The 25,861-nt window shown below is 66.5% G+C and carries 24 protein-coding genes and 1 tRNA gene; 17 read left to right on the top strand and 8 right to left on the bottom strand.

Annotated features, from left to right (window positions below; all coding sequences use genetic code 11):
- Positions 1-109 precede the first annotated feature (109 nt).
- The 3 genes from BSZ14_RS15995 to BSZ14_RS15985 are packed head-to-tail and all read left to right on the top strand — an operon-like array spanning position 110 to position 3,329.
- Complete coding sequence (locus BSZ14_RS15995) at positions 110-1,603, top strand: circularly permuted type 2 ATP-grasp protein (RefSeq protein ID WP_076711683.1); 1,494 nt, start codon at positions 110-112, stop codon at positions 1,601-1,603.
- Positions 1,603-2,538 (top strand): alpha-E domain-containing protein, encoded by a 936-nt coding sequence (locus BSZ14_RS15990; protein ID WP_076711682.1) that lies wholly within the window; start codon positions 1,603-1,605, stop codon positions 2,536-2,538. Before BSZ14_RS15995 ends, BSZ14_RS15990 begins: the two co-directional genes overlap by 1 nt.
- Positions 2,538-3,329 carry a transglutaminase family protein gene (locus BSZ14_RS15985; RefSeq protein WP_076711681.1) on the top strand — a complete coding sequence of 264 codons (792 nt, stop codon included), beginning with the start codon at positions 2,538-2,540 and terminating at the stop codon, positions 3,327-3,329. The genes BSZ14_RS15990 and BSZ14_RS15985 overlap by 1 nt, the downstream gene beginning before the upstream one ends.
- A gap of 140 nt (positions 3,330-3,469) precedes the next feature.
- On the opposite strand, the gene BSZ14_RS15980 is transcribed toward BSZ14_RS15985, so the two are convergent.
- The gene (locus tag BSZ14_RS15980; RefSeq protein ID WP_076711680.1) at positions 3,470-4,267 is read right to left on the bottom strand and encodes an arginyltransferase; all 798 of its coding nucleotides are present in this window, start codon (positions 4,265-4,267) and stop codon (positions 3,470-3,472) included.
- A 125-nt stretch (positions 4,268-4,392) separates the two neighbouring features.
- Positions 4,393-5,649 (bottom strand): threonine ammonia-lyase, encoded by a 1,257-nt coding sequence (locus BSZ14_RS15975; protein WP_076711679.1) that lies wholly within the window; start codon positions 5,647-5,649, stop codon positions 4,393-4,395.
- 429 nt (positions 5,650-6,078) lie between these two features.
- Here BSZ14_RS15975 and BSZ14_RS15970 point away from each other — a divergent pair, with 429 nt between their 5' ends.
- The 4 genes from BSZ14_RS15970 (at position 6,079) to BSZ14_RS15955 (ending at position 10,130) form a co-directional block, all read left to right on the top strand.
- Complete coding sequence (locus BSZ14_RS15970) at positions 6,079-7,929, top strand: potassium transporter Kup (RefSeq protein ID WP_445190550.1); 1,851 nt, start codon at positions 6,079-6,081, stop codon at positions 7,927-7,929.
- Positions 7,926-8,438: a 2'-5' RNA ligase family protein gene (locus BSZ14_RS15965; protein ID WP_076711678.1), complete on the top strand. Its 513-nt coding sequence runs from the start codon at positions 7,926-7,928 to the stop codon at positions 8,436-8,438. Before BSZ14_RS15970 ends, BSZ14_RS15965 begins: the two co-directional genes overlap by 4 nt.
- 55 nt (positions 8,439-8,493) lie before the next feature.
- Positions 8,494-8,570 (top strand) — tRNA-Met (locus BSZ14_RS15960).
- Positions 8,571-8,951: 381 nt separating this feature from the next.
- Complete coding sequence (locus tag BSZ14_RS15955) at positions 8,952-10,130, top strand: GGDEF domain-containing protein (RefSeq protein ID WP_083748300.1); 1,179 nt, start codon at positions 8,952-8,954, stop codon at positions 10,128-10,130.
- Between the two features lie 4 nt (positions 10,131-10,134).
- Here the strand turns inward: BSZ14_RS15955 and fdhD are convergent, their stop codons facing one another.
- The 3 genes from fdhD to BSZ14_RS15940 all read right to left on the bottom strand — a co-directional run bounded on the left by fdhD (position 10,135) and on the right by BSZ14_RS15940 (position 13,898).
- Entirely contained in the window at positions 10,135-10,914 is a 780-nt protein-coding gene (gene fdhD, locus BSZ14_RS15950; RefSeq protein WP_089413673.1) for a formate dehydrogenase accessory sulfurtransferase FdhD, read from the bottom strand.
- 178 nt (positions 10,915-11,092) lie between these two features.
- The gene (gene mobA, locus BSZ14_RS15945; protein WP_241823792.1) at positions 11,093-11,623 is read right to left on the bottom strand and encodes a molybdenum cofactor guanylyltransferase; all 531 of its coding nucleotides are present in this window, start codon (positions 11,621-11,623) and stop codon (positions 11,093-11,095) included.
- Entirely contained in the window at positions 11,610-13,898 is a 2,289-nt protein-coding gene (locus BSZ14_RS15940; RefSeq protein ID WP_076711675.1) for an FdhF/YdeP family oxidoreductase, read from the bottom strand. The genes mobA and BSZ14_RS15940 overlap by 14 nt, the downstream gene beginning before the upstream one ends.
- 119 nt (positions 13,899-14,017) lie before the next feature.
- On the opposite strand from BSZ14_RS15940, the gene trxB reads away from it, so the two are divergent.
- Complete coding sequence (trxB, locus tag BSZ14_RS15935; protein WP_076711674.1) at positions 14,018-14,986, top strand: thioredoxin-disulfide reductase; 969 nt, start codon at positions 14,018-14,020, stop codon at positions 14,984-14,986.
- 132 nt (positions 14,987-15,118) lie between these two features.
- Here trxB and BSZ14_RS15930 read toward each other — a convergent pair whose 3' ends face one another.
- The gene (locus BSZ14_RS15930) at positions 15,119-15,574 is read right to left on the bottom strand and encodes a universal stress protein (protein ID WP_042484979.1); all 456 of its coding nucleotides are present in this window, start codon (positions 15,572-15,574) and stop codon (positions 15,119-15,121) included.
- A gap of 129 nt (positions 15,575-15,703) precedes the next feature.
- Here BSZ14_RS15930 and BSZ14_RS15925 point away from each other — a divergent pair, with 129 nt between their 5' ends.
- The 4 genes from BSZ14_RS15925 (at position 15,704) to lpdA (ending at position 19,135) form a co-directional block, all read left to right on the top strand.
- Positions 15,704-17,038 (top strand): pyruvate dehydrogenase complex dihydrolipoamide acetyltransferase, encoded by a 1,335-nt coding sequence (locus BSZ14_RS15925; protein WP_076711673.1) that lies wholly within the window; start codon positions 15,704-15,706, stop codon positions 17,036-17,038.
- An 18-nt stretch (positions 17,039-17,056) separates the two neighbouring features.
- Positions 17,057-17,269, top strand: a complete 213-nt coding sequence (locus tag BSZ14_RS15920; RefSeq protein ID WP_076711672.1) for a hypothetical protein — start codon at positions 17,057-17,059, stop codon at positions 17,267-17,269.
- Positions 17,266-17,661: an acyl-CoA thioesterase gene (locus BSZ14_RS15915; RefSeq protein ID WP_076711671.1), complete on the top strand. Its 396-nt coding sequence runs from the start codon at positions 17,266-17,268 to the stop codon at positions 17,659-17,661. The genes BSZ14_RS15920 and BSZ14_RS15915 overlap by 4 nt, the downstream gene beginning before the upstream one ends.
- Before the next feature lie 61 nt (positions 17,662-17,722).
- A complete protein-coding gene (gene lpdA, locus BSZ14_RS15910; protein ID WP_076711670.1) occupies positions 17,723-19,135 on the top strand; it encodes a dihydrolipoyl dehydrogenase in 1,413 nt (470 codons plus the stop codon).
- A gap of 316 nt (positions 19,136-19,451) precedes the next feature.
- Here the strand turns inward: lpdA and BSZ14_RS15905 are convergent, their stop codons facing one another.
- The gene (locus tag BSZ14_RS15905) at positions 19,452-20,003 is read right to left on the bottom strand and encodes an isochorismatase family protein (protein ID WP_076711669.1); all 552 of its coding nucleotides are present in this window, start codon (positions 20,001-20,003) and stop codon (positions 19,452-19,454) included.
- A 134-nt stretch (positions 20,004-20,137) separates the two neighbouring features.
- Between BSZ14_RS15905 and BSZ14_RS15900 the strand changes: the two genes are divergently transcribed.
- A complete protein-coding gene (locus tag BSZ14_RS15900) occupies positions 20,138-21,520 on the top strand; it encodes a hypothetical protein (protein ID WP_076711668.1) in 1,383 nt (460 codons plus the stop codon).
- A gap of 47 nt (positions 21,521-21,567) precedes the next feature.
- Positions 21,568-21,906, top strand: a complete 339-nt coding sequence (locus BSZ14_RS15895; protein WP_076711667.1) for a DUF3140 domain-containing protein — start codon at positions 21,568-21,570, stop codon at positions 21,904-21,906.
- Between the two features lie 245 nt (positions 21,907-22,151).
- Here the strand turns inward: BSZ14_RS15895 and BSZ14_RS15890 are convergent, their stop codons facing one another.
- On the bottom strand, positions 22,152-23,906 hold the full coding sequence (locus BSZ14_RS15890) for a fatty acyl-AMP ligase (RefSeq protein WP_076711666.1): 1,755 nt from the start codon (positions 23,904-23,906) through the stop codon (positions 22,152-22,154).
- A 172-nt stretch (positions 23,907-24,078) separates the two neighbouring features.
- Here BSZ14_RS15890 and BSZ14_RS15885 point away from each other — a divergent pair, with 172 nt between their 5' ends.
- From BSZ14_RS15885 to BSZ14_RS15875, 3 genes are all read left to right on the top strand, one after another.
- Positions 24,079-24,567, top strand: a complete 489-nt coding sequence (locus BSZ14_RS15885) for a RecX family transcriptional regulator (protein WP_076711665.1) — start codon at positions 24,079-24,081, stop codon at positions 24,565-24,567.
- 132 nt (positions 24,568-24,699) lie between these two features.
- Positions 24,700-25,269 (top strand): cold-shock protein, encoded by a 570-nt coding sequence (locus tag BSZ14_RS15880; RefSeq protein ID WP_076711685.1) that lies wholly within the window; start codon positions 24,700-24,702, stop codon positions 25,267-25,269.
- Entirely contained in the window at positions 25,266-25,757 is a 492-nt protein-coding gene (locus tag BSZ14_RS15875) for a DUF192 domain-containing protein (RefSeq protein WP_241823791.1), read from the top strand. The genes BSZ14_RS15880 and BSZ14_RS15875 overlap by 4 nt, the downstream gene beginning before the upstream one ends.
- The last annotated feature ends 104 nt before the right edge of the window (positions 25,758-25,861 follow it).

Here is a 25,861-nt window from a genome sequence, read left to right as displayed (position 1 = left end):
TCGCGGCGGTCCCCCTCCCCGTGCCGGGGAGGAACTATAATGCCCCTTGCACACCCCCATCATGCGGTGCAGCATGGAACCCAGGTACAAGGGGGAGCGTAACGACCGGATGGGGACTATCGCCGCGTTCGACGAAATCATGGGGGCTTCCGGCGCAGTGACGCCGCGGCCCGAATTATCCGCGCTTCAACGCTGGCTCGATCACACTCCCGATAGCGAACTCCGCCGCCGCCAGCAGGCGGCAGAGGCGACCTTCCGCCAGCTGGGCATCACCTTTGCCGTCTATGGCGAAAGCGATGCGGCCGAGCGGATCATCCCCTTCGACATCGTGCCGCGTGTCTTCCTGCCCGACGAATGGGCGCGCCTGTCCGAAGGGCTGGTCCAGCGGGTCGAGGCGATCAACGCCTTTCTCGACGATATCTATGGCGAACGAAAGATCCTGCGCGACGGCATCCTGCCGCCCGACCTGATCTTCGGCAATCCGCAGTTCCGGCCCGAGATCGCGGGAATGCGCCCGCCGCACGGCGTCTGGGCGCATATCTGCGGCATCGACCTGGTGCGCACCGGCCCGGACGATTTCTTCGTGCTGGAGGACAATGCCCGCACGCCCTCCGGCGTCAGCTACATGCTGGAAAACCGCGAGGCGATGTTGCGCCTCTGCCCCGAGCTGTTCCGCCAGTTCCGGGTGGCCGCCGTCGACAGCTATCCCGACCGGCTGCTCGCCACGATGAAGTCGGTCGCGCCGCACGGCGTCGCCGAGCCGACCTGCGTCGTCCTGACGCCGGGGCATTTCAACTCCGCCTATTACGAACATAGCTTCCTGGCCGATTCGATGGGGATCGAGCTGGTCGAGGCGGCCGATCTGGTGGTCGATGACGATATCGTCTGGATGCGCACCATTGCGGGCCGGGTGAAGGTCGATGTCATCTATCGCCGGGTCGATGACGACTTCCTCGATCCCCTGGTCTTCCGCCCGGATTCCATGCTGGGCGTACCCGGCCTGATCGCGGCCTATGCGGCGGGCAATGTCGCGATTCTCAACGCGCCGGGCAACGGCATCGCCGACGACAAGGCGATCTACAGCTATATGCCGGACATCGTCCGCTATTATTCGGGCGAGGAGCCCAAGCTGAAGAATGTCGACACCTGGCGCTGCCGCGAGCCGGAGGCGCTGGCCTATGTCCTCGACCATCTGGACGAACTGGTGGTCAAGCTGGTCGACGGATCGGGCGGTTACGGGATGCTGGTCGGCCCGACCGCCACCAAGGCGCAGATCGAGCATTTCCGCGCCGCGCTGATCGCCGAGCCGCATCGTTACATCGCCCAGCCGACGCTGGCGTTGTCGACCGTGCCGACCCTGGTCGAAAGCGGGGTCGCGCCGCGCCATGTCGATTTCCGCCCCTTCGTCCTGACCGGTCGCAACGGCGTGGAGGTGACGCCGGGCGGGTTGACCCGTGTCGCTCTTCGCGAAGGGTCGCTGGTCGTCAATTCCAGCCAGGGCGGCGGCACCAAGGACAGTTTCGTCCTGCTCCATCCCGAACCCGACAGCTGGGTGCATGTGCAGGGCCAGCAGTCGCAGATCCAGACGCAGGGGGTGCGCTGATGCTTTCGCGGACCGCATCCTCGCTCTATTGGCTGGGCCGCTATTTCGAGCGGGCCGATTTCATCGCCCGGCTGGTCGAGGCGACCGTCCGGCTCGACGTGCTGTCGCCGCGCTCGGCGGGGCTGGCCGCCTGGGGCTCGGCGCTGGCCGTCACCGACACCGCCAGCGCCTTTGCCGAGGGCGGGCGCGAGCTGCGCCGTCGCGAGGTCGCGCGCTTCCTGACGGTCGAGACCTGCCATCCCGGCTCGATCGTGCGCTGCGTCGACATGGCGCGGACGAACGCGCGGGCGGTGCGCACCGCGCTGACCCGCGAGGCGTGGAGCGCGATCAACCGCGCCTGGCTGCATTTCGAGGCCAGGCCCGCCGCCGATGATCCCACCGCCGTCCTCGGCCTGGTCGAGGCGGTGAAGAACGAGACGCGTGGTTTCGAGGGCGCCGTCCACCGGATGCTGCGCAACCAGACGACCTGGTTCATCCGGCTGGGCCAGGCGGTGGAGCGGGCGGACAATACCGCGCGGCTGCTCGACGTGAAGTACCACATCCTGCTGCCGGCGGGCGAGCGGATCGGCGGCGTCGTCGATCGCGACCAGTGGACGACGATCCTCCAGACCGTGTCCGCCGTAACCGCCTATCGCTGGCTCTATTCCGACGGGCTGAAGCCCGCCAACGTCATCGACCTGCTGATCGCGCGCGCCGAACTGCCGCGCAGCCTGGCGGCGTCGGTCGAGGAAACGGTGGACGTGCTGGGGCAGCTTGCCCGGCGTACGGGGCAGCATGGGGAGGCGGATCGTATGGCGAGGTTGCGGGCCAATCGGATGACGAAGACGCGGTCGGGCGATGTGATCGCGGGCGGGCTTCACCAGTTTCTCGAAGCCTTTATCCAGGAGAATGCCCTGCTGCACGGCGCCATCGGCCGTCAGTTCAAGTTCGCCTGATGCGCATCGCGATCGAGCACCAGATCGTCCACCGCCCGAAACCGGGTCGGCCGACCATGGTCCAGATGCTGCGCCTGACGCCGGAAAATCATGACGATCAGACGGTGGCAAACTGGCATATCGACGTCGACTGCGACGCGCGGCTGCGGCGCGGGCAGGACGGTTTCGGCAATGCCGTGACCATGCTCTATATCCAGGACGCGCCCGAGAGGGTGACGATCACCGCGACCGGCGAGGTGCTGACCAGCGATGCGCATGGCCTGGTGCGCGGGACGACCGAGACGCTGCCGCCCGCCCTGTTTCTGCGCGCGACCCCGGCGACGCCCGCCGATGCCGCGATTGCGGCCTTTGCCGAAGAGGCGATACGCGGCGCGGACAGCAGCCTGGCGGCGCTCCATGCGATGAATGCCGCGCTCCACCGCCGCTTTGCCAGCGCTGCGCAAAGCCCCGCGACGGACGCGGCGGCGGCTTTTGCCTCGGAGGCGGCGGGGGCGTGCGATCTGGCGCATATCTTCTGCGTGGCGGCGCGGTCGCTGGGGGTGCCGGCCCGGTTCGTCTCGGGCTTCGCGTCCTGGGATGACGCGGCGGGCACCACGGCGCATTGCTGGGCGGAAGCCTATATCGAGGGGCTGGGCTGGATCGGATTCGATCCGAGTATCGGGCTTAGCCCGCAGGACCGACACGTCAGGGTTGCCGTCGCGCTGGACGCCGCCGGGGCGACCGCGCTGTCGGGCGAGGCGTGGCGGGAAGTAGCCCTGGTGGATGAGGCGGTGCATCAGGCTTCGGCCTAATTCCTCCCCTGCAAGGGGAGGGGGACCAGCGAAGCTGGTGGAGGGGTGTCACCCCTCTCGAGAGCGCGACACCCCTCCGTCAGGGCTGCGCCCTGCCACCTCCCCTTGCAGGGGAGGAATGGGAGAGCATCGATCCCTGGTCAGGTTTCCCCGGCCTCGATCGCGGTTTCGACCGGCGGCGGCGCGATGGGGGCAGGGCTGTCGCCGGTGAAGGGCGCCCAGCCGCGCACGGTCAGCGCCTCCAGCGGCTGATAACGGGTCTTGTATGCCATGCGCGGCGACCCCTTCACCCAATAGCCGAGATAGACATAGGGCAGCTCGGCCGCACGGGCGCGCAGGATATGGTCCATGATGATGAAGTTGCCCAGGCCGGGGCGGCGTTCATCCTGCGTCTCGAAAAAGCTGTAGATCATCGACAGCCCGTCGCCCTGCCGGTCGGTCAGGCAACAGCCGACCAGCCGCCCGCGCGTCCCGTCCGCCGCCGTCGGTTCGCGATATTCGACCAGCACCGACTGGACGGGCGACAGCTCGACCATGTCGGCATAGTCGCTCTCGTCCATTGCCGCCATGCCGCCGCCGGGATGCCGCTCGCCCAGATAGCGGCGGAGCAGTGCGAATTGCTCGGCGGTCGCCCAGGGCTGGCAGGCGGTGACCTCCAGGTCGGCGTGGCGGCGCAGCAGCTTGCGCTGGGTTGCATTGGGGCGAAAGCCGCCTGCCACGACGCGCACCGACACGCAGGCGCTGCACCCCGCGCAGGAGGGGCGATAGGCCACTCCCTGGCTGCGGCGAAAGCCGATGCGGCTCAGCGCTTCGTTCAGCTCATCGGCATGATCGCCGCTCAGCTCGGTGAACACCTTTCGCTCGTCGCGCCCCGGCAAATAGGGGCAGGGAGCGGGGCTGGTGACGAAGAAGCGCGGGAAACGAAAAGGCGCGGTCACCGCCGGGCAGTTCCTTCGAGTGGGGGACAATAACCTTCTTTAACGATCTTCCCGTCCGAAGCGATGGGGCAGCATCGTTCGGAAACGGGACGAATCGCAAGAAAAGCGGCGCCGTGGTCCGGGGGTCAGGCGAGTTCGACCTGGGTCGTATCGTATCCCGCTGCACGCAGCGCCTCGATCAACCGGTGCAGGTGCAGCGCGTCGCGCGTCTCGCACTCGATATCGGTGATCAGCCCCTTGGCGGGCAGGGTGGTGAAGACGCGCTGGTGATAGACCTCGATGATGTTCACCCGCTCCCGGTCGAAGATGCGCGCGACGTTGAACAGCGCGCCCGGCTGGTCCTGCAACCGGATGCGCAGGCGCGCCAGCCGACCCGAGCGGGCAAGGTCGCGCAGCAGGACGTTGGCGAGCAGGCGCGTGTCGATATTGCCGCCGCACAGCACGATGCCGACCGTCTTGCCCCGGAAACGCTCCGGGTGCGACATCAGCGCGGCGAGGCCCGCCGCGCCCGCGCCCTCGACCACGGTCTTTTCGATCTGGAGCAGTGCGCTGACCGATTCCTCCAGATGGCGCTCATCCACCAGCACGATCTCGCGCACCAGCTGCGCCACCATCTGTGAGGTCAGGCCGCCGGGCACCTTGACCGCGATACCCTCGGCCAGCGTATCGCCCGCGCAGGGCAGGTCGGTGCCGTTCAGCTTGTTGTACATGGAGGGGAACAGTTCGGCCTGGACGCCGACGACCTCGACCGGCTTGTCCGCCGCCGCCGCGACCGTGGCGATGCCCGAGATCAGGCCGCCGCCGCCGATCGGCACGATCAGCGTGTCGATATCGGGCGCGTCCTCCAGCATTTCCAGTGCCACCGTGCCTTGCCCTGCGATCACCCGCGCATCGTCGAAGGGATGGACGAAGGTATAGCCGCGCTCCGCCTCCAGCTCGCGGGCATGGGCATAGGCGGCGTCGAAATTGTCGCCCTCCAGCACCACGGTCGCACCATGCCCTTCGGTCTGGACGACCTTCACGATCGGCGTGGTGCGCGGCATCACGATGGTCGCGGGGATGCCCAGCCGGTTGGCGTGATAGGCCAGCCCCTGCGCATGATTGCCCGCCGACGCAGCGATGACACCCTTCGCCCGGGCGGCGTCGGAGAGTTGCAGCAGGGTGTTGAGTGCGCCGCGTTCCTTGTAGGCGGCGGTGAATTGCAGGTTCTCGAACTTCAGATAGACGGTCGCCCCGGTCAGCTGCGACAGCGTCCGGCTGATGAGCGTCGGAGTACGGATGATCCGGTCCGAAATACGCGCATGGGCGGCGCGAACATCGTCGATGGTGACGATCGGGGACGGGATTTCCGAAGCGGCCTGAGCGGCGGTGCGACTAACCATGGTCGTGCCGTAGCCGATCGGAGGCGGGAGGTGAACCGTTTCGGGTGGTACTACTTATCTCGCCTCCCGCAGGCGGGAGGGGCGTGCTTTTGGGGGCGGACCGTCGCAAGACTCTCCTCTCCCGCAGGCGGGAGGGGTTGGGGAAGGGCAAAGGGGTCTCACGGAGACCGGCGTCCGAAGCGCGCCTTTCCACTGTTGCATTGCGGCATCGCCCGCCCGCCGAAATCGTGCAGTGATGCAACAAGCCTTCGACCCCTGCGTTGCTGGCCTTTTGGGGCCATGCTAGGGCGGCGCGATGATCACAGGGTTGCCACGGATGTCGCCGATGATCCTTTCCATCACCGGCACGATCCCCCAGTCATGAGCGTCTCACCCACCGGGATCGCCACCACCGCGAACAAGGATATCTATCCCCACCCGCCGCAGGGCATGGCGCGCCTGGCGCTGGGCGCGATCGGTGTCGTGTTCGGGGATATCGGCACCAGTCCGATCTATGCATTCCGCGAAACCTTCGCCAACCCGCACCATCCCCTGCCGCTCGACAATGCGCATATCCTGGGCGTCATCAGCCTGATCTTCTGGTCGATGATGATCGTCGTTTCGGTCAAATATGTCGCGATCATCATGCGTGCCGACAACAAGGGCGAGGGGGGCAGCCTGGCGTTGCTGGCGCTCGTCTCCGGGCAGACCAAGACGCGGCGCTGGTCGCGCGGGATCATATTGCTCGGCGTCTTCGCCACCGCGCTGTTCTATGGCGACAGCATGATCACCCCCGCCGTCACCGTGCTGGGTGCGGTCGAGGGGCTGGCGGTGGCCGCGCCCGCATTCGGCGGCTTCGTCCTGCCGATCGCCATCACCATCCTGATCGTGCTGTTCAAGATCCAGCGTTCGGGCACCGAGCGGGTCGGCCTGTTCTTCGGCCCCGTCATGCTCGTCTATTTCGCCGTGATCGCGGTGCTGGGCATCATGAGCTTCGTCCAGACGCCGGAGGTGCTGCAGGCGCTGTCGCCGCACCATGCCGTCCGCTTCTTCTTCATCGATCCGCTGCGGGGGTTCCTGGCGCTGGGTTCGGTCGTGCTGGCGGTGACCGGGGCGGAGGCGCTCTATGCCGATATGGGCCATTTCGGGCGGCGACCGATCGGCCTCTCCTGGTTGGTCTTCGTGCTGCCTGCCCTGATGCTGAACTATATGGGGCAGGGTGCGCTGCTGTTCCGCGAAGGGGCCGCCGCGCTGGAAAGCCCCTTCTACATGCTGGCGCCGGAGGGGTTGCAGCTGCCGCTGGTGATCCTGGCGACCGCCGCTGCCGTCATCGCCAGCCAAGCGGTCATCACCGGCGCGTTCTCGGTGACGCAGCAGGCCATCCAGCTGGGCTTCATGCCGCGCCTGCGGATCGAGCATACGTCGGCGGCGACCGCCGGGCAGATCTACATCCCGCTCATCAACTGGATGTTGATGGTGATGGTGATCCTGCTGGTCCTGTTCTTCCGCTCGTCGTCCAACCTGACCTCGGCCTATGGGATCGCGGTGACGGGGGCGATGCTGATCGACACCTGCCTGCTGGGGGTGGCGCTGACCCGGCTCTGGAAATGGCCGCTCTACGCCGCCTTGCCCTTGCTGGGATTGTTCTTCCTGGTCGACGGGGCCTATTTCCTCGCCAACCTGACCAAGGTGCCCTCGGGCGGCTGGGTGCCGTTGCTGATCGGTTTCATCATCTTCACCTTCCTGACCACCTGGTCGACGGGCCGCAAGCTGATGATCCAGCGGCTGCGCGAAGGCACGATGCCGATCCACATCTTCATCGATTCGGCGGCGGGCGCGGCGAGCCGGGTGTCGGGCACCGCGATCTTCATGACCTCCTCGCCCGAGGGGGTGCCGCACGCGCTGCTCCACAATCTGAAGCACAACAAGGTGCTGCACGAGCGGATCATCCTGCTGACCGTCAAGATCATGAGCCAGCCCTATTGGCCCGAGGACGACCGCGCGAAGCGCGACGATCTGGGCCATGGTTTCCATCGCCTGGTATTGCGATTCGGCTTCATGGAAGAGGCGGACGTGCCCGCCGCGCTGAAGCGGGTCGAGATGGCGGGCGGCGCGTTCAAGATGATGGACACCAGCTTCTTCCTGTCGCGCCAGACCCTGCTCGCCGCCGAGCGGCCGGGCATGTCGATGTGGCGTGAAAAGCTGTTCTCCTGGATGCTGCGCAACGCCGAGAGCGCGATGGAGTTTTTCCGCCTGCCGACCAACCGCGTGGTCGAGCTGGGCAGTCAGGTGGAAATCTGAACCAGCCGCCAGCCCCGATCATCGTCACCGCCCTGTTCGGCCGCGCCGATCAGGGCGCGTTCGACGCCTTGCGCCGCCAGCATTTTCCGCCCGAGCGGAATGTGCTCGACGCGCATTGCACGCTGTTCCACCATCTGCCGCCCTCGGCCGAGGCGGAGCTGAAGCATCGCCTCAACGGCCTGACGCGCGGGGTGCGAGCCCCCGACGCAAGGGCGAGCGGGCTGATGTCGCTGGGCCGGGGCGTGGCGATCCGGATCGATTCGCCCGGCCTCGTCGCGATCCGCCATGAACTGGTCGACGCCTTTGCCGGAATGCTGACTCCGCAGGATGCGGGTGGCTGGCGCGCGCATGTGACCATCCAGAACAAGGTGACGCCCGCCACGGCCAGGCTGCTTCTCCAGCAGATGGAGCGCGATTTCCGCCCGCGTGCCGTGGAACTGATCGGTCTGGGCACCTGGTGGTATCGCGGCGGCCCATGGGAAATGCTTTCCCGTCATTTGTTCGCTTGACGCCCGAAAACAGCCTGTCTATAGGCGCGCCTCCACCGGGTGGAACGCCTGGCATGGCGAAGTAGCTCAGCTGGTTAGAGCAGCGGAATCATAATCCGCGTGTCGGGGGTTCAAGTCCCTCCTTCGCTACCACCCGGTGTATTTCCTTCAGCATTCACGACGATGACCACGCCCCTTGGCGCCTGCCGTCGTACCCCGTCACAGGCGTGTCGACGCTTGCCATCCGATGTGGCGTCGTCGGCGGTCGCGGGCACCAATGACGCTTATGTCCGAAACAGCGGATCCGGATCGGGGAATTCGGCGGATTTGCAGCCTGTCCGGCATGGCATATCGACCCCGATTGTTATATCGTGCCCGGCATCCGGAGAGGACGGGGGCTGAGGGCCGGGTGCTTTCGTGCGCCTTAACCTCTCCTTTTCCTCTGCCAAATAGGTCTGCGTCACGATGTCCTCCAGGAGCCTCGGATCTTAGGTCGTGAATGCCGCCGTCTATGCCTTGATAGCCAATAGCTGCATGGCGGCGCTTTTCGTCGTGACCTACGGCGTGATCGCGCTGTCCTATTCGCGGCAGCGGGCGGCGGCCTGGTTCATGGTCAGCTATCTGCTCGGCTTCTTCACGCCCATCTGCCATCTGCTGGTGCTCTATACCGATCACGTCGCGCTGTTCTCGGTCGTCGGTTACGGCGTGTTCCTTGGCGGTATCCTGGCGATGGCGGTGGGCATACAGGCCTTTGTCGGGCGTCGCCCGCCATGGCGGCTGATCCTGTTGCTATGGGGTGCCGGACTGGCGCTGCGGCTGGCGATAGCGGACGGGCCACGCAACACCTTGCCCTATGAGCTGATGTTCCAGCTTCCCTTCGCCATCGCGTCGTTCGTCGTCATGCTGACGGCGCGCCAGATCGCGCAGGGTGGACCGATCCGGGCCATGTTGATCGGTATCTTCGGGGTGATCGGCGTGCATTTCCTGCTGAAGCCGTGGCTCGTGCTCACGCTCGGCTCGGGGCCTACGCCGAAATCCTATCTGAGCAGCGTCTATGCGGTGGTCTCTCAGATCTCGACCGGCGTGCTGCTGGTCGCAGCGGGGCTGTGCCTGATGCTGCTGGTGATCCAGAAGGCGCTGGAGGAGACGATCCTCGATGCCGAGACCGATCCGCTGACCGGGCTGACGAACCGGCGCGGACTGTACCGCGCCGGCCCCCGCATGCTGGCGGAAGCGGCGATGCACGGGGAGGGGCTTCATGCCCTGGTTCTCGACCTCGATCATTTCAAGGCGATCAACGACCGCCATGGCCATGCGACCGGCGACACGGTGCTGGTCGCCTTTGCGCAGGTGGTGCAGGCGCGGACCGCGCCGGACATGCTGGCGGTGCGCATGGGGGGCGAGGAATTTGCCGTCCTGATCCCCGATGCCGATAGCGACGCGCAGGATAACCGGGCGACGCGGCTGGGCGACGCGATTCGCGACGCCTTGAAGCCCTTCGCGACGCAAGGGCTACCCGGGTTGACGGTCAGTGGTGGGATCGTCCGGCATCAGGCGGGCGAGACGCTCGATGAGCTGATTGGGCGTGCCGATCAGCTGGCTTACCGCGCCAAGCGGGCCGGGCGTGACCGGATCTTGCAGGATCCTTCCGATCTCGCGTCCAGGTCTAACCAGCCCGACTGGGTGGAGCGGCGGAGGCTTGCGGCAGGCTGACCGGTCAGGCGAAGCGATCGTGCGGATCGTGCGCGACCAGCATCGCATCGGACCGGGCCAGCGCGATCAGGGTCAGGCCATGCTGACGGGCATGATCGATCGCCAGGCTGGTCGGCGCGGAGATTCCGACCAGCAGGCCGACCCCGGCCACCAGCGCCTTGTCGACCATCTCATAGCTGATCCGCGAGGTTACGAGGATGAAGTCGGGGCTGAGCACCGTCCCGCGTGCCAATGTCCCGACCAGCTTGTCGAGGGCATTGTGCCGCCCGACATCCTCCGCGGCGGCCAGCACCATGCCCCCCGCGTCACAGGCAATGGCGGCATGGACCGCGCCTGTTTGCGCGTTCAGCGGCTGGTGCGTCCGGACGGTGGCAAGTGTGGCGAACAGCGTTTCCACATCCACCTGGGGCGCGGGAGGACGTCCGGTGACGGGGCGGGCGATCTGCTCGAGGCCCGAAAGCCCGCACAGCCCGCAACTGGTATCGCTCGTCCGGTGGCGGACCCGGTCCTGCATCCGCCCGCGCAGATGCTCGGCCAGCGTCACCCGGACGATCCAGCCGCTTTCGGCCGCAAAGGGCTCGATGTCGAGAATGTCGCCGGGCGCGTCGACCAGCCTTTCGGTCAGGAGAAAGCCGGTGGCGAAATCCTCCAGCCGCTCGGGCGTCATCATCATTACCGCATAGCCGAACCCGTCCACCTCGATCGCGACCGGGCATTCGACCGCGATGTCGCGCTCGATGGGACCGGCCGCGCCGTCCGGCGACAGGCGGATCAGTGTCAACATTTGGGTGACCCTCAAACTATTCCTCCCCTGCAAGGGGAGGGGGACCATGCAGGGCATGGTGGTGGGGTGTCCCTGGGTGCGACGGACGTCCCAGCTCGCTGATCGGGACACCCCTCCGTCAGGCCTGCGGCCTGCCACCTCCCCTTGCTGGGGAGGAAAGGGTCTATCCCCATCCGGCTCACAGCGCGGCGAGGTCGGCGGGCGTGTTCACATTGGCGATCGGCTGGGGCGAGGCGATGGGGATCGCCCCGATCGCGCGTACCCAGCCACGTACCGAGCGGTCCCGCCCGAGCGAGAGATGCGCCATCAGATGCGCACCCAGCGCGGCGGGCCACAGCCCCAGCACCGGCGCATCCTGGCAATAGCTCGGCTCGCGTCGCAGGACCGCCTCGATCAGTCCTTGCGGAAGGCGTGGCATGTCGCATCCGATGGTCAGGACGCAGCGAAAGCCGTGGCTTGCGGCATAATCCAGCGCGCCCGCAATCCCGCCCAGCGGACCCAGGCCGGGGGCGGGCATGTCGGGCACCCCGTCCACGCCGCCGACCTGCACCACCCGCGCGCAATGCGGGGCGATGATCGCCCGGGCATGCGCCACCAGCGTCCGGTCGCCCAGCATCGCAATCGCCTTGTTCGACCCGAAGCGCGACGAACGTCCGCCGGTCAGGACCGCACCCAATATGCTCATGACGTCATGCTCATGCCCGGGCACGTACCTTCACCGGCACCGACTTGCCCGCGGGGACATGGCTTTCCAGCGCATGATGCTCCAGCGGGATCAGATAGTTGAGCTCGGGATAATAGCCGCCGATGCACCCTTCGGGGATGTTATACTCGACCACGCGCAGGCCCTCGACGACGCGCTCCTCACCGTCATCGGCATCACTCTCCAGCGCGATGGTCTGACCATCGGTCAGGCCCAGCCGGGCGATGTCGGCCTTGTTCATCATCGCCACCATCCGCGTGCCGCTGATCCCCCGGAAGCGATCGTCATAGCCATAGATGGTCGTGTTGAACTGGTCATTCGAGCGCAGCGTGATGAGCCGCATCCGCCCCTCGGCGGGGGTGATGCCCGAGGCGTCCATCGCGCGGGGCACGTTGAACTCGGCCTTGCCGCTCTCGGTTTCCCATTTGCGGTGCGAGGCGGGATTACCCTTCCAGAAGCCGCCCGGCTCGAACAGGCGATCGTTGAAATTGGCGAACTTGTCCGGATAGACATTCTCGATCGCGGTGCGGACAAGGCCATAGTCGCCGACCCATTCGTCCCACGGCACATTGGGATTGGGCTCCAGCACCGCCTTGGCGATGCCCGCCACGATCGCGGGTTCGGACAACAGCGTATCGGCGGCGGGCGTCGCCTTGCCGACCGAGCCATAGATATGGCTGAAAGAGTCCTCCATCGACACGGCCTGACGACCGCCTTCCTGCATGTCCGTCTCCAACCGGCCGAGGCAGGGGAGGATATAGCTCTCTTCGCCCGGCACCAGATGGCTCTTGTTGAGCTTGGTGGCGATATGAACGGTGATGGGGAGCTTCGCCCAGGCCGCCTTCATCCTGGCATGTTCGGGCGTGGCGCGCAGGAAATTGCCGCCGAGCTGGACGAAGCCCTGCGCGGTCCCGGCGATGATCTGGCGGCAGGCCTCGACCGTGTCCCAGCCATTTTCGGTCGGCGGCTCGAACTCGAACAGTTCCTTCAACCGCTCGACGGGCGCGAGTTCGGTCTTCTCGGTGATGCCGACGGTGCGCTGGCCCTGCACGTTGCTGTGCCCGCGCACTGGGCCGGGACCTGCGCCCTCGCGGCCGATATTGCCGCGCAGCAGCAGCAGGTTGACGATCATGTGCAGCGCATCGATGCCATAGCGATGCTGGGTGATGCCCATGCCATAGACGGCGATCACCCGCTCGGCGCGCATATACACCCGTGCCGACTGTTCGATCGCGTCGCGGGTCAGGCCCGAATCGCGGATGATGTCGCTCCACGCCGCATTGCGGCAATAGTTGGCGAAATCCTCGAACCGGGTGGTGTGCTGCTCGATGAAATGATGGTCGAGAATGCGTTTGGTGCCTTTGGCCACCGCACGGTCATCCTCCTCGATCACCAGCTTGCAGATGCCGGTCAGCGCGGCGATGTCGCCGCCCGCCTTGACCTGATGATATTGGCTGGAAATGTCGGTCGAGCTGCCGGTCAGCATCTGCACCGGGTTCTGCGGCGACGCGAAACGCTCCCAGCCGCGCTCGCGAAGCGGGTTGAAGGTCACGATCTCCACCCCGCGCTTGGCGCAGGCCTGGAGGTTGTGGAGCATTCGCGGCGCGTTGGTCGCGACATTCTGCCCGAAGGAGAAGATCGCGTCGCACTTGTCGTAATCCTCCATCTGGATCGTCGCGACGGGCGATCCGATGGCGGACTTCAGGCCGACCGAGGTCGTCTCGTGACACATGTTCGAACTGTCGGGCAGGTTCTGCTGCCCCCACATCCGCGCGAACAGCGAATACATGAACGAGGTTTCGAGGGAGGCGCGGCCCGAGGCGTAGAGCACGACCTTGGTCGGGTCGCAGCTCTTCAGCTTGGCGCCGATCGCGGCGAACGCCTCGTCCCAGCTGACCGCGACATATTTGTCGGACGCCCGGTCGTACCGCATCGGATGGGTCAGGCGGCCCGCCTGTTCCAGGTCGTGGTCGGGCCAGGACTCCAGTTCCGTCACACTATGCCTGGCGAAGAAATCCGGCGTCACGCGAAGCGAACTGAGTTCCCAGGCAGTCGCCTTGGCCCCGTTCTCGCAGAATTCGGCGATATGCGGCTTGGCCGGTTTGCCCCAGGCGCAGCTGACGCACATGACGCCGCCGGGCTTGTTCTGGCGGCGCAGCGTGTCGAACACCTCGGGACCCAGCCCTTCCTTGGGCAGGACCTTCGCCATGCCCTTCATCGAGCCCCAGCCGCCGGCGGGGGCGGTATATTCGGTGATCTTCACATCGTCGTCGTCGCGCATCGGGCAAACCTCCACTTGCAACGCCAAACGAACCAGGCGCGGATTGGCCGCATGAGAAGCGGTTCATTTTTGGAGGAGCAACGCCTATCTGGAGGCAAATCGTTTCACAGGATTCGGACATGACCACCCACACCACGCGTATGCTCATCCTCGGTTCGGGGCCTGCCGGGCTGTCCGCCGCCATTTACGGCGCGCGCGCAGGCATGCAGCCGATCGTGGTGCAGGGCATCCAGCCGGGCGGCCAGCTGACCACCACCACGGATGTCGAGAATTATCCCGGCTTCGCCGACGTCATCCAGGGGCCTTGGCTGATGGAGCAGATGCAACGCCAAGCCGAGCATGTCGGCGCGCGGATGATGTGGGACACGATCACGGAAGTGGACCTGACCAATCGACCGTTCCGCCTGATCGGCGATGGCGGCGACGTCTATGAGGGCGAGGTGCTGGTCATCGCGACGGGCGCGCAGGCCAAGTGGCTGGGCCTGGACAGCGAAGAGGCGATGAAGGGCAAGGGCGTGTCGGCCTGCGCGACCTGCGACGGCTTCTTCTATCGCGGCAAGAAGGTGGCGGTGATCGGCGGCGGCAATACCGCGGTCGAGGAGGCGCTGTACCTGACCAACCATTCGGATGACGTGACGCTGATCCACCGCCGCGACAGCTTGCGCGCCGAGCGCATCCTGCAGGAGCGGCTGTTCGCGCATCCGAACGTGAAGGTGCTGTGGAACAAGGAAGTCCGCGAATTCGTCGACGGCGGCGGCAATGCGGGCCTCGTCGCGCTCGACCTGCTCGACACGGTGACGGGCGAGCATAGCCGCCTGGACGTCGAGGGCGGCTTCGTCGCGATCGGCCACCATCCGGCCACCGAGCTGTTCCGCGGGCATCTGGAGCTGGATTCGGACGGCTATATCGCGGTCGAGACGGGGTCGACGCGGACCAGCGTGCCCGGCGTGTTCGCGTGCGGCGACGTGGCGGACAAGGTGTACCGCCAGGCGGTGACGGCGGCGGGCACCGGCTGCATGGCCGCGCTCGACGCCGAGCGCTTCCTCGCGGCGGCCGAGTTCGAGGAACTGACCAAGGCGGCGGAGTAAAAATCCTCCCCGGCACGGGGAGGGGGACCATCCGAAGGATGGTGGAGGGGGGCTTCCACAAAGGGCGTCCCTCGCGGCGATCCCCCTCCACCACCGCTTCGCGGCGATCCCCCTCCCCATACTGGGGAGGATTCAGCTCAGCCGATCGATCGCCTCGGGCGTCAGCGACCCCGGGATCATCATCACCGGCACCGGCAGGGCGCCTGCGTCAGTGCCGGAAAAGTGGCTGACCAGCTTGCCCGGCGCGCCGCTGGCCGCAGCCCCCAGCACCAACGCGGCGATGTCGGGATTGGCCGCGATGATCTCGCGGATCACCTTCGGCCCGTCGCCCTCGCGCACCGTGATCGAGGGACGCAGGCCCGATTCGTCCAGGATCGTCCCCGCCGCGCTGGCGAGCAGCGCCTCGGCCTGTTGCCGGGCTTCATCCTCGATCGTCGCCTGCACGCCACCGAACGCGATGAACTCCTGCGGCGGCAGCAGCGTCAGGATTTCAACGCCGCCGCCGGTCTTCACCGCACGCCGGGCGGCGAAGCGCAGGGCGATTTTCGATTCCGGACTGTCGTCGATCACGACCAGATAGATACGCATGGCGGCCCCCAAATTCCCGTCAAGGGATGCCGTTACATAGTATTTCATGCAAGGCCATGACTTGACCGAGCGCAATTCGGGCGCAAGAGACGGGCCGCTACGGAATTGGTTTGCCCCGAGAGGACCTCCATGTCGATCGAGATCAAGATGCCCGCGCTGTCGCCGACCATGGAGGAAGGCACGCTGGCCAAATGGCTGGTGAAGGAAGGGGACACGGTGAAGTCCGGCGATATCATGGCCGAGATTGAAACCGACAAGGCCACCATGGAATTCGAGGCGGTGGACGAAGGCGTCATCGCCAAGATCCTCGTCTCCGAGGGCTCCGACAACGTAAACGTCGGCACCGTCATCGCGATCCTGGCCGAAGAGGGCGAGGATGCCGCGTCGGTCCAGGCGCCCACGAAGTCGGAAACCCCGGCTCCGGCGAACCCCATGCCGACCGATCCCACCGATCCCAATAAGACCGGCAGCGAAGCCAAGCCCGCCGAGCGCACCGTCGAGCAGGCCGAGGATCACGGCAAGCCCGCCGATTCGGGCAAGCCGGCTGGCAATGGTGGCCGCGCGATCGCCAGCCCGCTGGCGCGTCGCATCGCCTCGCAAAAGGGTATCGAGCTGTCCGCGCTGACCGGCTCGGGCCCGAACGGCCGCATCGTGAAGGCCGACGTCGAGAACGCGCAGCCGGGCCAGGCCAAGGCGGCTCCCGCTGCCGCCGCGTCGTCGTCGGAGGCCGCTTCGGCCCCTGCGCCCGCGCCCAAGCCCGCGCAGGTGCCGGATATCCCGCACGAGGCGTCGAAGCTGTCGAACATGCGCAAGACCATTGCGCGTCGCCTGACCGAATCGAAGCAGCAGGTTCCGCACATCTATCTGACGGTGGATATCCGCCTCGACGCGCTGCTGAAGCTGCGCGGCGAGCTGAACGCCGGTCTCGAATCGCGCGGCGTGAAGCTGTCGGTCAACGACATGCTCATCAAGGCGCTGGGCGTGTCGCTGATGGCGGTGCCGAAGTGCAACGTCATGTTCACGCCCGACCAGCTGATCAGCTTCAAGCGCGCCGACATCTCGGTCGCGGTGTCGACCCCGGCGGGCCTGATCACCCCGATCGTGTCGGAGGCTGATACGCGTTCGCTGTCGTCCATCTCGACCACGATGAAGGACCTGGCCAGCCGCGCCCGCGACAACAAGCTGCAGCCGCATGAATTCCAGGGCGGCACGGCCTCGATCTCGAACATGGGCATGTTCGGCATCAAGCAGTTCGAGGCGGTCATCAACCCGCCCCAGGGCATGATCCTGGCGATCGGCGCGGGCGAGAAGCGTCCGTACATCGTCGACGACCAGCTGGGCGTGGCGACCGTCATGTCGGCGACCGGCAGCTTCGACCACCGCGCCATCGACGGGGCCGACGGCGCCGAACTGATGAAGGTGTTCAAGGAACTGGTCGAGCGTCCGCTGGCGATGCTGGCCTGATAAGCCGGGGGCGGGGTCATGCGGGTTCGGACGGAGCTGTTCTATATCGGCCTGGGGCTGATGGCGGCGCTTGTCATGACCTGGGCCGCCGCCTGGGCCTATCCGCTCGCCCGCACCGAAATCTGGTGGTGCGGCACGGGGGCGGCGCTGGCGACGGTGGCGATGGGCATCGGCCCGCTCCACCGCGCGCGCATCGCCGACCGCATGGCACGCAGGCATAGCGAACAATGAGCACGCTTCCCGATCAGCACCCCACCATTCGCGTCACCGCCATGCCGTCGGACGCCAATCCTTACGGCGATATCTTCGGCGGCTGGCTGATGGGCCAGATGGACCTGGCGGCGGGTTCGGTGGCCTCGCGCCATTCGGGCGGCCGCGCGGTCACGATCGCGGCGGAGGGGATGAAGTTCCACGCCCCCGTCCTCGTCGGTGACGAAGTGTCGGTCTATGCCACCCTGGTCCGGGTCGGCAACACGTCGATGACCATCGAGGTCGAAGCCTGGCGCCGCGCCCGCCACATGGAGGACGCGACCAAGGTGACCCAGGCGCGCTTCGTGTTCGTCGCGACCGACAAGGACCGCAAGCCGCGCACCGTTCCGCCGATGGCCCCGGCGCAAGACTGAAATCTACTCGGGGATAGTCCCCCGCGCACCCAGATGGTGCGCGTTCAGAAGGAAGAGCAAAGTGGCTGACACTTACGACCTTATCGTCCTCGGCTCGGGTCCCGGCGGCTATGTCGCGGCGATCCGCGCGAGCCAGCTTGGCCTGAAGGTCGCGATCGTCGAGCGCGAGCGGCTGGGCGGCATCTGCCTCAACTGGGGCTGTATCCCGACCAAGGCGCTGCTGCGCTCGGCCGAGGTCTATCACTACATGACCCATGCCGCGCAATACGGCCTGTCGGTCGAGAAGCCTTCGTTCAGCCTCGACAAGGTGGTCGATCGCAGCCGGAAGGTCGCGGGCCAGCTGAATGCGGGCGTCAAGGGCCTGATGAAGAAGAACAAGGTCGCCGTCCATGAGGGCGTCGGCACGATCACCGGCAAGGGCAAGCTGTCGGTCGTCCAGGGCGACAAGACCACCGAGCTGACCGCCAAGCACATCATCGTCGCCACCGGCGCGCGCGCCCGCGACCTGCCCTTCGCCAAGGCGGACGGCGAGCGCATCTGGACCTATCGCCACGCGATGGTGCCGCCCGCCATGCCGACCAAGCTGCTGGTCATCGGCTCGGGCGCGATCGGCGTGGAGTTCGCCAGCTTCTACAACGACATGGGCGCGGAAGTGACCATCGTCGAGATGCTCGACCGGATCATGCCGGTCGAGGATGCCGAAGTCAGCGAGTTCATGACCAAGCAGCTGACCAAGTTCGGCATGACCATCAAGACCAAGACCGGCCTCGAAAAGCTGGAGGCCACCGCATCGGGCGTGAAGGCCGCGATGAAGGGGCCGGACGGCAAGGTCGAGACCGCCGAGTTCAGCCACGCGATCGTCGCCATCGGCATCGTGCCCAACACCGAGAATATCGGTCTGGACAAGCTGGGCATCGAAACCGATCGCGGTCACATCAAGACCGACGGCTATGGTCGCACGAACGTCGATGGCATCTGGGCGATCGGCGACGTGACGGGCGCACCGTGGCTGGCGCACAAGGCGAGCCATGAGGGCGTGATCGCCGCCGAAGCCATCGCGCAGGCGCTGGGCAACAAGGACGTCCACCCGCACGCGATGGACAAGGGCAATATCCCGGGCTGCACCTATTCGCGTCCGCAGGTCGCCAGCGTCGGCTTCACCGAGGCGAAGGCCAAGGAAGCCGGTTATCAGGTGAAGGTCGGCAAGTTCCCCTTCATCGGCAACGGCAAGGCGATCGCGCTGGGCGAGGCGGAAGGTTTCGTGAAGACGGTGTTCGACGCCAAGACCGGCGAATTGCTGGGCGCGCACATGGTCGGCGCGGAAGTGACCGAGATGATCCAGGGCTATGTCGTCGCCCGCCAGCTGGAGACGACCGAGGCCGAGCTGATGGAAACGGTGTTCGCGCACCCGACCATCTCGGAATCAATGCACGAATCGGTGCTCGCCGCCTATGGGCGTGCGCTGCACATCTGATTTCTGGCCGATCGGATGATGGGGAAGGGGTTCGCGATGGCGGACCCCTTTTTCGTTGGGGGTGGCGTGGCCTTCGATTTCGATCAGGCCGAACGTAGCGAGGGGGGCAGCAGAATATGATGACATGGGATCGAACCAAGACTGGCCGCACCCCTTAAAGGGGAGGGGTTGGAGTGGGGCATCGCCACAGGCCCGTCGTTTGCGGAAACGCCCCACCCCCTGCCCCTCCCCTGAAGGGGAGGGGTGGATCAGGCTCATGTTATAGTGCTCTAAACGGCCGTTCAGCCTGAGCGATGCCGGAGGCCATGCCCAATCCTCACTTCAATCCGGCCAACACCGTTTCACTCCCCGCCACCTCCGCGAAATCCGCCGCGAGCAAGCCCATGGTGACGTCGAAGATCACCCCCGCGTCCAACCCGGCGGTGGGCAGGTCGAACCCGATCACCCCGTCGCGCACCACCGTCACGCCAAACCCCAGGTCCGCCGCCGCGCGCACCGTCGAGTTGACGCAAAACCCCGCCACGGCCCCCACGACATGGATATGCGTGATCCCCTGCCGGCGCAGATGCGTCTCCAGTCCGGTCGTCGCAAAGGCCGACGAGCTGCGCTTCACGAACACCACCTCGCCGGGCCGTTCCACCGCACAGGCCATGGGCGGATAGCCTGAAGCATCAGGATGCAGGGATGCGGCCGAATCGGCGGCTGCATGACGGATATGGATCACCGGGCGCCGGTTGCGCCGAAAAGCGTCTGCCAGCGCGGCGATCGTGTCGGGTGCATCCGGATTGACATGGGCGCGCCCCGCATCGATCCGGTGCTGCATCTCCATCTGCATGTCGATGATGACCAGTGCCGTGTCGCTATCCATCCGCTTGCCCTCGATTGATGCCCGTGTCTGGCTTAGGCGGGGCAAGGTGATACGGCTATCCCCGCGCAACCGCGACGACACGGCGCATTCCGCTTGCGAAACATCCGGCTTTGGCCGCATCGGTCGCATCCGTCATGACCCGCGCCCATAGCCACCGCCTGCGTATCATCGTCGCGGCCCTGATCCTGTTCGGGCTCAGCGTCATCGTCTTCGCGCCGGGCTTCGTTCAATATGACAGTGTCGGCCAATATGCGCAGGCGCTGACCGGGCAATATGACGATTGGCACCCGCCGATCATGGCGCGGCTATGGTCGCTGTTCGTGACGCACGGGGCAGCGCCGATGCTGGTGCTGCAACTGGCCGGATGGTGGCTGGGGCTTGGGGCATTGGCGGCGGCGATCGTCGACCGGCGGCCGCGTGGTGCCCTTCTGGTGCTGGCGGTCGGGCTGGTGCCGCCATGGCTCGGCTGGCAGGTCGCGATCCTGAAGGATGCGCAGATGACCGGCGCAACGCTGGGCGCGGTCGGGATCATCGGCTGGTGGCGGTTGCGGGGGCAGGCGGTGCCGCGCGGGGCATGGGCTGCGGCGGGGCTGTTGCTGGCCTATGCCGCGCTGGTCCGCGCCAATGCGATCTTCGCGATCGCCCCGCTCGTCGCGCTGCTGGTCACGGAGCGCTGGCCGCGCCGGATCGCACTTACCGTGGCGCTGACGCTCGCGATGCTGGCGGTAGCGCCCTTCATCAACCACCAGCTCCTCGGCGCGGCGGACAGCGGCGTGGCGCGGACCCAGGCGTTGTACGATCTGGCGGGGATTGCGGTGCGCGTGCCCCATGACCCCCGGCTCGGCCTGTCCCCGGCCGAGGTGGCGGACATCCGCGCCAAACATTGCGTGAAGCCCTTCTTCTGGGACCCGCTCGGCGAGCCGGCCCGCTGCGGCGCCCGGCTGCAGCGGTTCGAGACGACCCCGCCGGGACGGATCTATGCCAAGCTCGCGCCTGCGATCCTGCATCATCCGCTCGCCTATGCCGAGCAAAGGCTGGCGCATGTCAATTCGACCTGGCGCTTCCGGGTGCCCGCGCGCTGGATCAATGCCGCCCCGCCGCAGGGGAGCGAGCCGAACGATTATCATTTCGGGCAGCCGGGCCGGACCGCGCTGGCGTGGCAGAAGATGGCGGGGGACTGGGTCGATGTGCCGATCATGTGGCCGGTCGTCTGGCTGGTGCTGGCGGCCGGAGGGTTGGCGGTGACGCGCGGGGATGGCTTTGCGGGGGCGCTGTTCGGCTCGGCGCTGGGGCTGGAGGCGAGCTTCCTGGTCATCAGTGTCGCGTCGGACTTCCGCTATCATTTGTGGCCGATCGTCGCCTGCGCGCTGGGGCTGATCATCGCCAAGCCGTGGCGGGGCGACCGGCGGATCGTGTGGGCGACGGGGGCGGTGCTGGCAGTCGTGCTGATCCTCGGCGGAATCGCGCGCGCGACCCTGCCGCCGCCGCCGCAAAGCTATGCCGCGATGCTGATCTGAACCTTAAAGCCCGCGCGCGGCGTTGACCGCCCCGAAAGGAGCCGCGCATGGCCGACGAACACGAACAGATTTACGCCGATTTCAAGGAGGCCGTGAACATGGCCCCGGCCGAGCTGGAGAAGTTTCTCGACACCGACGAGTCGAAGGAGGTCGGCCAGAAAAAGGGTGGATCGGGCGAGAGCGTCGGGCATGAATCCGGCCGCCACATCGTCGAGATCAAGCGCAAGAAGAAGGCCGATCTGACCGACGACGACTATGCCCATATGAAGAAAGTGGTCGGCTATGTTCACCGGCACCTGAAACAGGGCGGTCCGGACGAGGATGTCGAGCACTCGCCCTGGCGCTATTCGCTGATGAACTGGGGGCATGATCCGTTGAAGGATTGAGGGGCTTTCACCCCGACCTCCGACCCATCATTCCCCAAACTCCGTTCCGCCTGAGCGAAGTCGAAGGCCACGCCCAGTCCTCACCACCTGTCCCACCCCGCCTTTGCTGGGGTGATTGGGGGGCACCGGAGACGTCATCCCTTGGCCTTCGACTTCGCTCAGGCTGAACGGAGCGGCGGGGCAAATGAAAAGGGGCTCCGTCCTTCGACCGAGCCCCTTGCTCCAAATTCCAATCCCGGAAAAAATCAGGCCGCGACGTCGTACGGCTTGATCTCGCCCGCCAGATACAGGTTGCGCGCCTTGGCGCGGCTCAGCTTGCCCGAGCTGGTGCGCGGCAGGGTGCGCGGCGGGATCAGTTCGATCACGCAGTTCATGCCGGTCACCGCCCGCACGCGCTCGCGGATCTCGTCGCGCAGGCGAAGGCGCTCCTCATCGTCCGAGCTGCGGCACTGGACCAGCACGGCAGGGGTCTCCTCGCCGCCCGGCGTGGTGATGGCGAAGGCGGCGATGTCGCCCGCCTTGAAGCCCGGCAGCTGCTCGACCGCCCATTCGATGTCCTGCGGCCAGTGGTTGCGGCCGTTGACGATGATCATGTCCTTGGCGCGGCCGACGATGTAGATATAGCCCTTGGACATGTAACCCATGTCGCCGGTGTCCAGCCAGCCATCGACCAGGCAGGCATCGGTCGCGGCCTGGTCGCGGAAATAGCCGACCATGACCGACGGGCCTTTGCACCAGACCTTGCCGATCGCGCCGTCGGGCAGGGGGGTGCCGTCCTCTTCGCGAATCTCGATGGTCATGTCGCGTGCGGGCTTGCCGCAATTGACGATGGCGCGGAAACGCTGCGGTCGGTCGGTCCCTTGCGCGCCGCCCGACAGCTGGGTTTCCTCGACCAGTTCGACGCGGATGCCTTCGCCCGGCGGCATGATCGACACGGCCAGCGTCGCCTCGGCCAGGCCATAGGAGGGCAGGAAGGCGGTGGCGGGGAAGCCCGCATCGGCAAAGGCGTCGACGAAGGACTGCATGACGTCGGGACGGATCATGTCCGCGCCATTGCCCGCGATCCGCCAGCGCGACAGGTCGAAACGGTCCGACGCCTTGGTCTGCGACGAGATGCGGCGCGCGCAGATGTCATAGCCGAAGGTCGGCGAATAGCTGACCGACGTACCCGGATTACGGCTGATCATGTCCAGCCAAGCCAGCGGACGGCGCGCGAAATCCTCGGTCTTGAGGTAATCGGTCGAAACCTGGTTGGCGATCGGCGACAGGAAGCAGCCGACCAGACCCATGTCGTGATACCAGGGCAGCCAGGAGATGCAGCGGTCGCTGTCCTGGATCTTCATGCCATGGCTGTGTGCGGCCAGATTGTTGAGCAGCGCATGATGGGTGATCGCCACGCCATGCGGGAAACGGGTCGAGCCGCTGGAATATTGCAGATAGGCGATCGCCTCCGGATCGGCCTTGGGCAGTTCGGTCTCGGGGGCCGCGCGCGTGGCGAAGCTGTCCCAGTCGATCCCCTCGCAGCCCGCGGCCTGAGCGGCGGCGCCCGCCATCTGCGCCAGTTCGGGCGGGAAGATCAGCATCTTGGGGTCGCAGCTGGCGAGCTGGACGCGAAGCTGTTCGATATAGCTGTCACGGCCGCCGAACGAGGTCGGCAGCGGCAGCGGCACCGGCCAGGCGCCCGCATAGACCACCCCGAAGAACAGCGCGGCGAATTCCGGCCCCGTCTCGGCGACCAGGGCGATGCGATCCTCGGGCTGCACACCGCTGGCGATCAGGCGGCGGGCGCAGGTCAGCGCGTCCTCGCGCAGTTCCGCGAAGCGATAGGGGCGCGACAGGGTGCCGCGCGCATCATGGAAGTTCAGACCGCGCATACCCGAGGCAGCATAGTCCAGCGCTTCGCCCAGCGTGTCGAAGTCGGCGAAGCGGCGCGGCAGCGCATCCTCGGTCGGCGTCGCGATGATGGCGCGCGCGTCGTCCTGATGGTGCTCGATCGTCATGACCTTGCCTTCGTTCCTTATGCTTTTGCGTCCCCGCAAAATGGTCGCGCGGGTACGAGTGATTCTTTTCCACCATCAAATGGCGGCTTCCCGCGTTCTAAATCCGGTGTCAGTGTGGCACAAACAAGGCGTGTCCGCCGATCGTCGCCCCCCAAAACCCCTTGATCCCAAAATGCTGGAGGCTCTCGCGCTACGCTATGTCGAGCGATTTGCCACCACCGAAGGCAAGCTGGTCGATTACCTGACTCGCAAGCTGCGCGAAAGGGGTTGGGCGGGGGATGGCGGGCCGGAGCCGCGCGGGCTGGCGGCGCGGATGGTCGAACTCGGCTATATCGACGATCGCGCCTATGCGGAGGCCAAGGCCGCCTCGCTGGCCCGGCGGGGCATGGGCGCGCGTCGCGTGGCGCAGGCGTTGCACGCCGCACGGGTCGGGGCGGAGGATCACGAGGCGATCGCACCCCAAGTGGCGGAGGCGGCGCGGGATGCCGCCCTGGCCTTTGCCCGGCGGCGGCGAATCGGGCCTTTCGGCGACGGCGAGGTCGACCGGACGGTTCGGGAGAAGCAGTTTGCGGCGATGATGCGTGCCGGACATGCCGCGAATCTGTCGCGGCGCATCGTTTCCGCCGCCCCCGGCGAGACGATCGACGACGGCGATTTCTGATCCGGCGCAAGACTATAGGCCGTCTTCCCCTGTTTTTTTGCCCTCGTCCCACTCCGGACCAGCAAAAATGCGAAGGGCATTGCATTGCGAGTGCGAACAATGATGCTAGCCTTGGGGGACAAGGGTGCGATGATGCTGGAAGAAACGCCAAATCAAGGGGGCGGCGTCGACGGCGAAACGGCGGAAACGGCCGTAAGGCTGGCGGGGGTCGTGAAATGGTTCGACGTGACGCGGGGCTTCGGCTTCGTCGTGGCGGATGATCCGATCTATGGGGATGTGCTGGTGCATTTCTCCGTATTGCAGGCGCATGGGCGGCGCAGCCTGCCCGAGGGCGCGCGCGTCGAGTTGCTGGGCGCGCGGGGCGGGCGTGGCTATCAGGCGCGCGAAGTTCTGGCCATCGACCTGACCCATGCGGTGCCGGAGGCGCCCAAACGGCCTCGCTCGCCCGACCGGATCGATCCGGTCACGCTGGTCGCGGAGGCGGGCGATTCGGAGCAGGTCGCGGTCAAATGGTTCAACCGGCTGAAAGGCTATGGTTTCCTGCTGCGGGACCGTGACGGGGCGGACATCTTTGTTCATATGGAGACGCTGCGTCGCGGCGGAATCCTGGATGTCGAACCCGGTCAGCCGCTGGCGGCGCGCGTGGTCGAGGGGCCGAAGGGGCCGCTGGCGGTCGTCGTGACGCCGAGAGGAGCCGAATGATACGGATGGGCATGATGGCGCTGGCCTTGGCCGGAGCCGGGCTGGCGGGATGTTCGGCCGAGACGCCTTCCTCCGAAGCGGCGGAGCAGGCGGGACGCAAGGTCGCGACCGTGCCCGTCACCATCACGACCGCGCAGGGCAAGCACCGATTCGCCGTTGAGGCCGCCCGCACGGCCGCCGAGCAGGCGCAGGGGCTGATGTACCGCACCGACCTGAAGCCCGATGGCGGCATGTTGTTCGCGCCCTATCCGCCCGAAGGCGGCGCCCCGCGTGAGGCGAATTTCTGGATGAAGAATACGCCGACACCGCTCGATATCCTGTTTATCCGCGCCGACGGCACGATCGCGCGGATCGCGGAGAACACCGTGCCGTTCAGCGAAGCGCAGATCCCCTCGGGCGAGCCGATCGCGGCGGTGCTGGAACTGGTCGGCGGGCGCTCGGCGGAATTGGGCATATCGGAGGGCGATTCGGTTTCCTGGCCGAAATGATCGCCTGAGCTGGCGCATGGAAAGCGAGGTCGCGCCCCTCCCGCAGGCGGGACGGCTGGGAAGGGCGGGCTGTCTCCTCAAGGGGACAGCTCGCCCTTCCCAGC

This window comes from Sphingomonas sp. Sph1(2015) (assembly GCF_001970915.1).
Lineage (GTDB): Bacteria > Pseudomonadota > Alphaproteobacteria > Sphingomonadales > Sphingomonadaceae > Sphingomonas > Sphingomonas parapaucimobilis.
Note: the sequence above shows the minus strand (reverse complement) of the source record. Positions and strands in the feature narration are given on the sequence as shown.